The sequence below is a fragment of the Streptomyces beihaiensis genome (assembly GCF_026274175.1).
Taxonomy (GTDB): domain Bacteria; phylum Actinomycetota; class Actinomycetes; order Streptomycetales; family Streptomycetaceae; genus Streptomyces; species Streptomyces beihaiensis.
Window position 1 is genome coordinate 1 of sequence record NZ_JAPHNL010000110.1, and the last position, 9,802, is coordinate 9,802.

The following is a 9,802-nucleotide window of genomic DNA, read 5'->3' on the forward strand; positions in this document are numbered from 1 at the left end:
CGCCGCGCTGCTCCTGCTCGGCGTCGCCGCGTCCGCGGCCTCCGCGGCACTGCACGGGGCCGACCTACGGCGCGGGCCCGTGCCCGGCCTCGCCGACCGGCACGCGCGGGTGAGCGCCGAGGTGGAGCTCACCTCCGACCCCCGGCTCACCCGGCCCCGCATCCACGGCGACCACGCGGCACCGTCCTCCGCGCTCATGGAGGCGCAGCTGGTGCGGCTGACGGCCCCCGACGGTTCGGTGTCCCGCACCAGAACCCCGATCCTGCTCCTGGCCGACCCACCCGCCGCCTCCCACCGGTCCCGCCGGCAGAACGCCCCCGCCCCACCCCGCCCCTTCGACGCCGACCACACCACGCTGGACCACACCACGCCGGAGCGTGTCGCGCTGGGGCGCGCTGGGCTGGGCCGTGCTGCCGTGGAGCGTGCTGTGCCTGGCCGTGGCGCGTCGGACCTTGCTGCCCCAGTCCGTGCCGCGCTCGGGCGCGCTGCGCCGGTCCGTGCCGCGTCGGTCCGTGCCGCGCCGGGCCTGGCTGCTGCCGCGGAGCGTGCTGTGCCTGGCCGCGCCGCCCCAGACCGCGCCGCCCCAGACCGTGTCGCGCCAGACCGTGTCGCGCCGGGCCGTCTCGCCCCAGGCAGGGCCGACCCCGGCCGTGCCGACGCGTCCGCGCGCCCGTGGCTGGCTCTGCTGCCGAGTACGCGGCTGGTGGTGCGGGGCACGCTCGCACCGCCGCTCAGCGGCGACGAACGGATCGCTGCCGTGCTGCGGGTCGATCACGGGGCGCGGCCCCACGTGGTGGGCGCGCCGAGCCGGACGCAACGGTGGGCGGGAGAGCTGCGAGCGGGGCTGCGGCAGGCCACCGACGGGCTGCCGCCGGACGCGCGGGCGTTGCTGCCCGGCCTCGTCGTGGGCGACACGTCACGGGTCACGCCCGAGCTACAGGCGGCGTTCCGGGCGACGGACCTGCTGCACCTGACAGCCGTGAGCGGGGCCAACTTCACCTTGCTGCTGGCGTTGTTGATCGGCCCGGCGGGCACGGCCCACCTGGCGGAGCGGCGCGGTCTGGCGCCCAGAATCGGCCTGCCGCTGCGAACGACGGCCGTGCTCGGCGGGCTGCTCACGCTGGGGTTCGTCGTGGTGTGCCGGCCCGAGCCGAGCGTGCTGCGAGCGGCGGCGTGCGGACTGATCGCCCTGCTCGCCGTCGCCACGGGACGCCGCAGATCCCTGGTCCCGGCGCTCGCCACGGCGGTACTGCTGCTCGTCGTGTACGACCCGTGGCTGGCGCGGAGTTACGGCTTCCTGCTGTCGGTGCTCGCCACGGGCGCGCTGCTGACGCTGGCACCCCGGTGGGCGGCGGCGCTGCGCGGACGTGGGTTACCCGCGCGGCTTGCCGAGCCGGTCGCCGCCGCGGCCGCCGCACAGGCCGTGTGCGCGCCCGTCATCGCCGTCATGGCGGCCCGGGTGAGCCTGGTGGCGGTGCCGTGCAACCTGCTCGCGGAGTTCGCGGTGGCACCGGCCACGGTGTTCGGCTTCGCGGCGCTCGCGGCGGCGCCCGTCGCGATGCCGGTGGCCGAGTCGCTTGCCCGGTGCGCGGGCTGGCCCGCCGGGTGGATCGCGGACATCGCCCGCGCCGGGGCCGCGTTACCGGGAGGCGAGGTGGACTGGCCGGGGGGCTGGCGCGGGGGAGCGCTGCTCGCGCTCGGCACGGTGCTGCTGGCGCCGGTGGGGCGCCGGCTGCTCAAGTCGCCCTGGCTGAGCGGGGCCTGCGCGCTGGTGCTGCTGTTGGTGATCCTTCAGCCGCCGCCGCTCACCCGGGTGATCACGGGGTGGCCGCCGCCGGGGTGGCGCATGGTCATGTGTGACGTGGGGCAGGGGGACGCGCTGGTCCTTGCGGCCGGGGCGGGCAGCGGGGTGGTGGTGGACGCGGGACCCGACCCGCTCCTGGTCGACCGGTGCCTGCGCGGGCTCGGCATCACCCGGATCCCGTTGGTCGTGCTCACGCACTTTCACGCGGATCACGTGGCGGGGCTCCCCGGAGTGCTGCACGGACGGTCCGTGGGGGCGATCGAGACGACGGGGTTTCAGGAACCCGCCGGACAGGCCGCCTTCGTGCGGAGGCTCGCGGCCGAGCACGGGATTGCGGTCACCCGGGCGACGGCGGGCGAGCGCCGCGAGGTCGGACCGCTCGACTGGCGGGTGCTGTGGCCGCCACCGGGCACGCCGACCCGTCCGTTTCGGTGGCTCGACGCCGGCAGCGGCGGCAGCGGCCCGAACGACGCCAGCGTCACACTGCTCGTACGGGTGGCCGGGCTGCGGCTGCTGCTGCCCGGTGACCTCGAACCGGACGCGCAGCGCGCCTTGTTGAGCAGCGCCGAAGGCGCCCAGGTCGCCTCGGTGGACGTGCTCAAGGTCGCCCATCACGGCTCGGCTCACCAGGACGAGGAACTGCTGCGCCGGGCGGCGCCTCGCCTCGCTCTGATCTCCTGCGGCGTCGACAACCCGTACGGGCACCCGGCACCCCGCACCATCGCCGCGCTGCGTGCCGAGGGCACCGAGGTGCTGCGCACGGACCGGGACGGGGAGCTGGCCGTGGTGAGCCCCGGCGGGCCGGGGGAGCGGGGCAGGGGGCAGTTGGAGGTGGCTCATATGAATGCCTGATCGGGGTGGCCGAGTCGTCTGAATGCCTGATCGGGGTGGCCGAGTCGGCCTGTCGGCGATGCGGGTGGCAGGCACGGTGCGGGGCGGTGCCGGGGCGGGCCGGCCGCACCAGCGTGAAGATCGCCCCGGGCAGCGGGTCGTGCCCGAGGGGGCAGCCCCCCGCCCGGCCTCCCCTGCCACCCCTGCCGCCCGGCGTCCCCTGCCATCCCTGCCGCCCGGCGTCTCCTGCCGCCCGGTGTCCGCACCGGCCGCGGCCCTCGGCCTCCGCTTGTCCGGGCATGCCTGAAAATGGTGCCGTGAGCGAAGCGAGACACCTGTTGGTCCTGCCGGACCGCGACGCCGCCGAAGAGGCCGCCGAAGCACTCGGCGAGCGCTTCGGCCTGGCCGAGGAGCCCCAGCTCGTACGGGACGCGCTGGCCGGGGAGGACGACGCCGAGGACGCGCAGTGGCTGCTCGTCGTGGAGGACGCGGCGGGGCGGCTCGACGCCGGGGCGCTCGACGCGTTCGCGGCCGAGTGGGACGGGTGGCGCGAGGAGCCGTAGCGGCGGCGGGCGCGGTCCGACGCGGGCGAGCCGCGTTGTCAGTGGTGCGTGGGATGCTTTACGGCGATGGCCAGGAAGACTGCAAACGACGATCCACTCGCCCCCGTCACCGTCGCGGTGGGCCAGGAAGAGCTGCTGCTGGACCGCGCGGTCCAGCAGGTGGTGGCGGCAGCCCGCGCCGCCGACGCGGACACGGACGTGCGTGACCTGACCCCGGACCAGCTCCAGCCGGGCACGCTCGCCGAGCTGACGAGCCCGTCGCTGTTCGCCGAGCGCAAGGTCGTCGTCGTGCGCAACGCGCAGGATCTGTCGGCGGACACGGTCAAGGACGTGAAGGCGTACCTCGGCTCGACCGTCGAGGAGATCACGCTCGTGCTGCTGCACGCCGGTGGCGCCAAGGGCAAGGGGCTGCTCGACGCCGCGCGCAAGGCCGGGGCCCGGGAAGTCGCCTGTCCGAAGATGACCAAGCCCGCCGACCGGCTGGCGTTCGTGCGGGGAGAGTTCCGCGCGGCGGGCAGGTCGGCCACGCCCGAGGCGTCCCAGGCGCTCGTCGACGCCATCGGGAGCGATCTGCGCGAGTTGGCCTCCGCGGTGGCGCAGCTCGCTGCGGACATCGACGGCACGATCGACGAGGCGGTCGTCGGCCGGTACTACACGGGCCGCGCCGAGGCATCCAGCTTCACTGTGGCCGACCGGGCCGTGGAGGGGCGGGCGGCGGAGGCCCTTGAGGCGCTGCGCTGGTCGTTGTCGACCGGGGTCGCGCCCGTACTGATCACCAGCGCGCTCGCCCAGGGCGTGCGGGCCATCGGCAAGCTGTCCTCCGCGCGCGGCGGCCGCCCCGCCGACCTCGCCCGCGAGCTCGGTATGCCGCCGTGGAAGATCGACCGGGTGCGCCAGCAGATGCGCGGCTGGACTCCGGACGGTGTGGCGGTGGCGCTGCGGGCGGTTGCGGAGGCCGACGCCGGGGTCAAGGGCGGCGGTGACGATCCCGAGTACGCGCTGGAGAAGGCGGTGGTGACCATCGCGAGAGCAGCCCGCTCACGAGGACGCTAGCGCCTGCCCGCCGCACAGGCACTCGGATGCCGCGCGGACCGGGGCGGCAAGCACCTCGAAGAGAGCGGCTGCCTTGTCTTCCGGATCGTGGGAGAGAAGGTCACCGACATCGACCAGTGCACCGAGAACATCGACGAGAGCGACGACTTCTGGTCCTGAGGTCCGGGACGTCGTGAGGGCTCGGACGTCCTGACGGACCGGACCTGATGTCCGGCCTGGCTCCGACGACCTGCCTGGCTCCGACGAGCTGACGAGGTGACGAGCCGACGCCAACGGGACAACGAGCCGACGCCAACGGACCGACGAGCCGACGCGTCGACGAGCCGGCCATCCGACGGCTCCGCGGATGCCGGCGATGCCGAGGGCCCCGGTGCCCGCCCTGGGGAAGGGCGAGGCGCCGGGGCCCTCGGATCAAGCCGGTGAGCTCATACCCGCGTGGCGAACGCAGGCCGCGTACGAGCTCGGGGTGCCGGACGGAAGCGGATGAGAGAGGGCCCGCTCTGGGTCCTTCCGGCGGTCACATCAAGGAAGACAAGGGCGTCCGCCCTCGCTGAGGCAGGTCAGCCCTTGAGGGACGAGACCTGGGAAGCAAGCGCCGACTTCTTGTTGGCGGCCTGGTTCTTGTGGATCACGCCCTTGGAGACGGCCTTGTCCAGCAGACGGCTGGCGTCGCGCAGGGCCGTGGTGGCCTTCTCGACGTCACCCGAAGCGGTCGCCTCACGGGTCTTGCGGATCGCGGTGCGCAGAGTCGACTTGACAGCCTTGTTGCGCTGACGAGCCTTCTCGTTGGTCTTGATCCGCTTCATCTGGGACTTGATGTTCGCCACGAAAGAGCCTTTTCAGGTTCTGGCACGAGCCCGCGAGGGACCCGCGCCGGTGATGTTCTTACTGTTCCTACTGGGTGTGCCTCGCGCTGAGAGGGCATGAGACACAGCTGCCCACGGTACCAGGGCCACGGAGAGCGGCCCAAACCGAGCGCAGCCCGCCGTCCGTGGGACGATGGAGGCTACGACCCGTAGATCCGACCCGAGGCATAAGGCGCCTCAAGAGACAGGACCCTGCGTGCCCGCGATCCCGAACAATGTGCCCGAGCCGAGCCGTACCGCCCCGGCGCTGATCCGCAATTTCTGCATCATCGCGCACATCGACCACGGCAAGTCCACGCTCGCCGACCGCATGCTCCAGCTGACGGGAGTGGTCGAGCAGCGACAGATGCGTGCTCAGTACCTCGACCGTATGGACATCGAGCGCGAGCGCGGCATCACGATCAAGTCCCAGGCGGTGCGCATGCCCTGGGCCCCCACTCAGGGGCCGGACCAGGGCACGAGCCACATCCTCAACATGATCGACACCCCGGGCCACGTGGACTTCACGTACGAGGTCTCGCGCTCGCTCGCCGCGTGCGAGGGGACGATCCTGCTGGTCGACGCCGCGCAGGGCATCGAGGCCCAGACCCTCGCCAACCTCTACCTGGCGATGGAGAACGACCTCCAGATCATCCCCGTACTCAACAAGATCGACCTGCCGGCCGCCCAGCCGGAGAAGTTCAGCGAGGAGCTCGCGAACCTGGTCGGCTGCGACCCCGACGACGTACTGAAGGTCTCCGCCAAGACCGGCATGGGTGTCGAGGCGCTGCTCGACAAGGTCGTGGAGCAGATCCCCGCCCCGGTCGGCGTCGCCGACGCGCCCGCCCGCGCGATGATCTTCGACTCGGTCTACGACTCGTACCGGGGCGTCGTCACCTATGTACGTGTCGTCGACGGCCAGCTCAACAAGCGTGAGCGGATCCGGATGATGTCGACCGGCGCCACGCACGAACTCCTTGAGATCGGGACGAACTCGCCGGAGATGCTGCCCGCCGACGGGCTCGGCGTGGGCGAGGTGGGCTATCTCATCACCGGCGTGAAGGACGTCCGCCAGTCCAAGGTCGGTGACACGATCACCAGCCTGAACAAGGGCGCCGAGGTGCCGCTCGGCGGCTACAAGGACCCGAAGCCGATGGTGTTCTCGGGCCTGTACCCGCTGGACGGCTCGGACTACCCCGAGCTGCGCGACGCCCTCGACAAGCTTCAGCTCAACGACGCCGCGCTGGTCTACGAGCCGGAGACCTCCGCCGCTCTCGGCTTCGGCTTCCGTGTCGGCTTCCTGGGCCTGCTCCACCTCGACGTGATCCGTGAGCGGCTTGAGCGCGAGTTCGGGCTCGACCTCATCGCCACCGCGCCCAACGTGGTCTACCGCGTCGTCATGGAGGACGGGAGCGAGCACACGGTCACCAACCCCAGCGAGTTCCCCGAGGGGAAGATCGACGAGGTCCACGAGCCGGTCGTGCGTGCCACGATCCTCGCGCCCAGCGAGTTCATCGGCTCGATCATGGAGCTGTGCCAGGCCCGCCGCGGCACGCTCCTCGGCATGGACTACCTCTCCGAGGACCGTGTCGAGATCCGCTACACGCTGCCGCTCGCCGAGATCGTCTTCGACTTCTTCGACCAGCTGAAGTCCAAGACCCGCGGCTACGCGTCCCTCGACTACGAGCCCACCGGCGAGCAGACCGCCCACCTCGTCAAGGTCGACATCCTGCTGCACGGCGACAAGGTCGACGCCTTCTCCGCCATCACCCACCGCGACCAGGCATACGCCTACGGCGTCCGCCTGGTGGCCAAGCTCAAGGAGCTCATCCCGCGGCAGGCATTCGAGGTGCCCGTGCAGGCCGCGATCGGCTCCCGGGTCATCGCCCGCGAGACCATCCGCGCCATCCGCAAGGACGTCCTCGCCAAGTGCTACGGCGGTGACATCTCCCGTAAGCGGAAGCTGCTGGAGAAGCAGAAGGAAGGCAAGAAGCGGATGAAGATGGTCGGCTCCGTCGAGGTGCCGCAGGAAGCCTTCATCGCGGTGCTCTCCAGCGACGAGGGCAGCGCCAAGGCGAAGAAGTAGCCCCGGCGCCCTTCGCCTCCTCCGGTGACCCAGCGCGGTGGGCCCGGCACCCTCGGGAGTGCCGGGCCCACCGCGTTTGTGTGGGCTCTGTGAGAGCCGGGGCGGCGGGGGCGCCGCGGTCCAAGTCACCCGCCGGAGCCCCTTACGTGCCGGGCACATGCGCCTTACCCTGATCACTGCTCGTTGGTTACTCACCAGTTAAACAAGCGGCGTTTCACACAGTCGCGCCTCAACCAGCCTCAACCAGCCTCAACAAGTCCCGGGCCCCGGAGGACGTCGTGAGCGACACACAGACCCTGATCGAGAACCGGCCGCCCTCCGTGGCGTCTCTCTTCGTGGAGCGCGTGGCGTCCACACCGGACGCCGAGGCCTACCGCTACCCGGTGCCCGCGGCCTCCGGCGAGGGCCCCGACGAGTGGAAGTCGCTGAGCTGGGCGCAGGCCGCGCAGCGCGTGTACGCGATCGCCGCCGGTCTGGTCGAACTCGGTGTGGCGCCGGAGGAGCGCGTGGCGCTCGCCTCCTCGACCCGGGTCGAGTGGATCCTCGCCGACCTCGGCATCATGTGCGCGGGCGCGGCGACCACCACGATCTACCCGCAGACCAACGCCGAGGAGTCGGCGTTCATCCTCTCCGACTCCGAGTCGAAGGTCCTCGTCGCCGAGGACGCCGCACAGCTCGCCAAGGCGCGCGAGCGGCGCGCCGAACTGCCCGAGCTCGGCCACGTCGTCGTCATCGACGCGACCGGCGTCGAGCCCGACCCCGCCGACCCCGACGGCTGGCTGCTCACCCTGGACGAGCTGGAGGCGCGCGGCACCGCGTACCTGGAGAAGAACCCGGACATCGTCACCGAGCGGGTCGCCGCCATAGACAAGGACCAGCTCGCCACCCTCATCTACACCTCCGGTACCACCGGCCGCCCCAAGGGCGTCCGTCTCCCGCACGACAACTGGTCGTACATGGCCAAGGCGATCTCCGCGACCGGCCTGGTCGGCGCCGACGACGTCCAATACCTGTGGCTGCCGCTCGCCCACGTCTTCGGCAAGGTGCTCACCAGCGGCCAGATCGAGGTCGGGCACGTCACCGCGGTCGACGGCCGCGTGGACAAGATCATCGAGAACCTGCCCGTCGTGCAGCCGACCTACATGGCGGCCGTGCCGCGCATCTTCGAGAAGGTCTACAACGGCGTCGCGCAGAAGGCCCGCGCCGGCGGCAACGCCAAGTACAAGATCTTCCAGTGGGCGGCCGGGGTCGCGCGCGAGTACGCGAAGGTCACCCAGGACAACTTCCGGCGCACCGGTGTCGCCTCTGCGCCGTTCGCCCTCTCCTCGAAGCACAAGGTCGCCGACGCGCTCGTCTACAGCAAGCTCCGGGAGGCTTTCGGCGGGCGGCTGCGCGCGTGCGTGTCGGGGTCGGCGGCGCTCGCACCGGAGATCGGGTACTTCTTCGCCGGGGCGGGCGTCCACATCCTGGAGGGGTACGGCCTCACCGAGTCGTCGGCCGCGTCGTTCGTCAACCCGGGCGAGGCGTACCGCACCGGGACCGTCGGCAAGCCGCTGCCCGGCACGGAGGTCCGCATCGCCGACGACGGGGAGATCCTGCTGCGCGGCCCCGGCATCATGGCCGGATACCACGGGCTGCCGGAGAAGACCGCCGAGGTCCTGGAGAGCGACGGGTGGTTCCACACCGGGGACATCGGTGAGCTGTCCACCGACGGGTACCTGCGGATCACCGACCGAAAGAAGGACCTCATCAAGACGTCCGGCGGCAAGTACATCGCCCCGGCCGAGGTCGAGGGCCAGTTCAAGGCCGTGTGCCCGTACGTCTCCAACATCCTCGTGCACGGCGCCGACCGGAACTTCTGCACGGCGCTCATCTCCCTGGACGAGCCCGCGATCCTGGAGTGGGCCAAGGAGAACGGCCTCGGCGGCAAGCCGTACGCCGACGTGGTCGCGGCGCCCGCGACCGTCCAGCTCGTCGACGGGTATGTGCGGGAGCTCAACGAGGGCCTTCAGCGGTGGCAGACCATCAAGAAGTTCAAGCTGCTGCCCAGGGACCTGGACGTGGAGCACGGTGAGCTGACGCCCAGCCTCAAGCTCAAGCGGCCCGTCGTCGAGCGCGCCTACAAGGAGCTCATCGACGAGATGTACGCCGGTACGCGGGAGGGGTAGCGCCTCCCCGCCCCCCGGGTCTCCCGTACGAGTCGGCCGTGCGGGCCGTGCGAAGCCGTACGAGTCGGCCGTGCGGGCCGTGCGGGCTGCGCGAAGCCGTACGAGCCGTGCCCGCGCTACCACGAATCCTGAAGCCCACGGGTCAGTTTGGTGACTCCGTGCGTATGGACAGGGTCTTTCTGTCACTCTGTCCTTGTCGCCGGAGGCGTCCACGCCGATTCGCTCAGGAGCCGCACCGTGGGGTCCATTCCTCGTCAGCGGGAGACCACCTTCTGCGCCGCTGCCGTGGCATGCGTGTCGCTGCCCGGGAATCCGCTCGCCCCCGCGGCCGCCCGCCGCTTCATGCGTGACGCGCTCGCCGACTGGGCCCAGCGGCCCCCGGGCGACGTCGTCGTCGGTGACCGGCTCGCCGACGACGCCGTGCTCGTCCTGAGCGAGCTGGTCACCAACGC

General features: G+C 71.8%; 6 protein-coding genes and 1 pseudogene. 6 read left to right on the forward strand and 1 reads right to left on the reverse strand.

All coding sequences use genetic code 11. From position 1 onward, the window contains the following. Nucleotides 1–7: 7 nt before the first annotated feature. From OFY01_RS12035 to holA, 3 genes are all read left to right on the forward strand, one after another. Nucleotides 8–2,656: a ComEC/Rec2 family competence protein gene (locus OFY01_RS12035; protein ID WP_266599094.1), complete on the forward strand. Its 2,649-nt coding sequence runs from the start codon at nucleotides 8–10 to the stop codon at nucleotides 2,654–2,656. 278 nt (nucleotides 2,657–2,934) lie between these two features. Next, complete coding sequence (locus tag OFY01_RS12040; protein WP_266599087.1) at nucleotides 2,935–3,198, forward strand: hypothetical protein; 264 nt, start codon at nucleotides 2,935–2,937, stop codon at nucleotides 3,196–3,198. Between the two features lie 66 nt (nucleotides 3,199–3,264). Further along, a complete protein-coding gene (gene holA, locus OFY01_RS12045) occupies nucleotides 3,265–4,251 on the forward strand; it encodes a DNA polymerase III subunit delta (protein WP_266599088.1) in 987 nt (328 codons plus the stop codon). A gap of 560 nt (nucleotides 4,252–4,811) precedes the next feature. Here holA and rpsT read toward each other — a convergent pair. Beyond that, on the reverse strand, nucleotides 4,812–5,078 hold the full coding sequence (rpsT, locus tag OFY01_RS12050; protein WP_266599089.1) for a 30S ribosomal protein S20: 267 nt from the start codon (nucleotides 5,076–5,078) through the stop codon (nucleotides 4,812–4,814). A 235-nt stretch (nucleotides 5,079–5,313) separates the two neighbouring features. Between rpsT and lepA the strand changes: the two genes are divergently transcribed. The 3 genes and pseudogenes from lepA to OFY01_RS12065 all read left to right on the forward strand — a co-directional run. Next, nucleotides 5,314–7,182: a translation elongation factor 4 gene (gene lepA, locus OFY01_RS12055; RefSeq protein WP_266599090.1), complete on the forward strand. Its 1,869-nt coding sequence runs from the start codon at nucleotides 5,314–5,316 to the stop codon at nucleotides 7,180–7,182. A 278-nt stretch (nucleotides 7,183–7,460) separates the two neighbouring features. Further along, on the forward strand, nucleotides 7,461–9,350 hold the full coding sequence (locus OFY01_RS12060; RefSeq protein ID WP_266599092.1) for an AMP-dependent synthetase/ligase: 1,890 nt from the start codon (nucleotides 7,461–7,463) through the stop codon (nucleotides 9,348–9,350). A gap of 237 nt (nucleotides 9,351–9,587) precedes the next feature. Further along, a pseudogene (locus tag OFY01_RS12065) lies at nucleotides 9,588–9,802 on the forward strand (protein phosphatase); the annotation flags it as partial.

Coding starts and splice junctions, on each gene's coding strand:
- holA (WP_266599088.1), top strand. CDS start 3,265: ATGGCCAGGAAGACTGCAAACGACGATCCACTCGCCCCCGTCACCGTC.
- OFY01_RS12040 (WP_266599087.1), top strand. CDS start 2,935: ATGCCTGAAAATGGTGCCGTGAGCGAAGCGAGACACCTGTTGGTCCTG.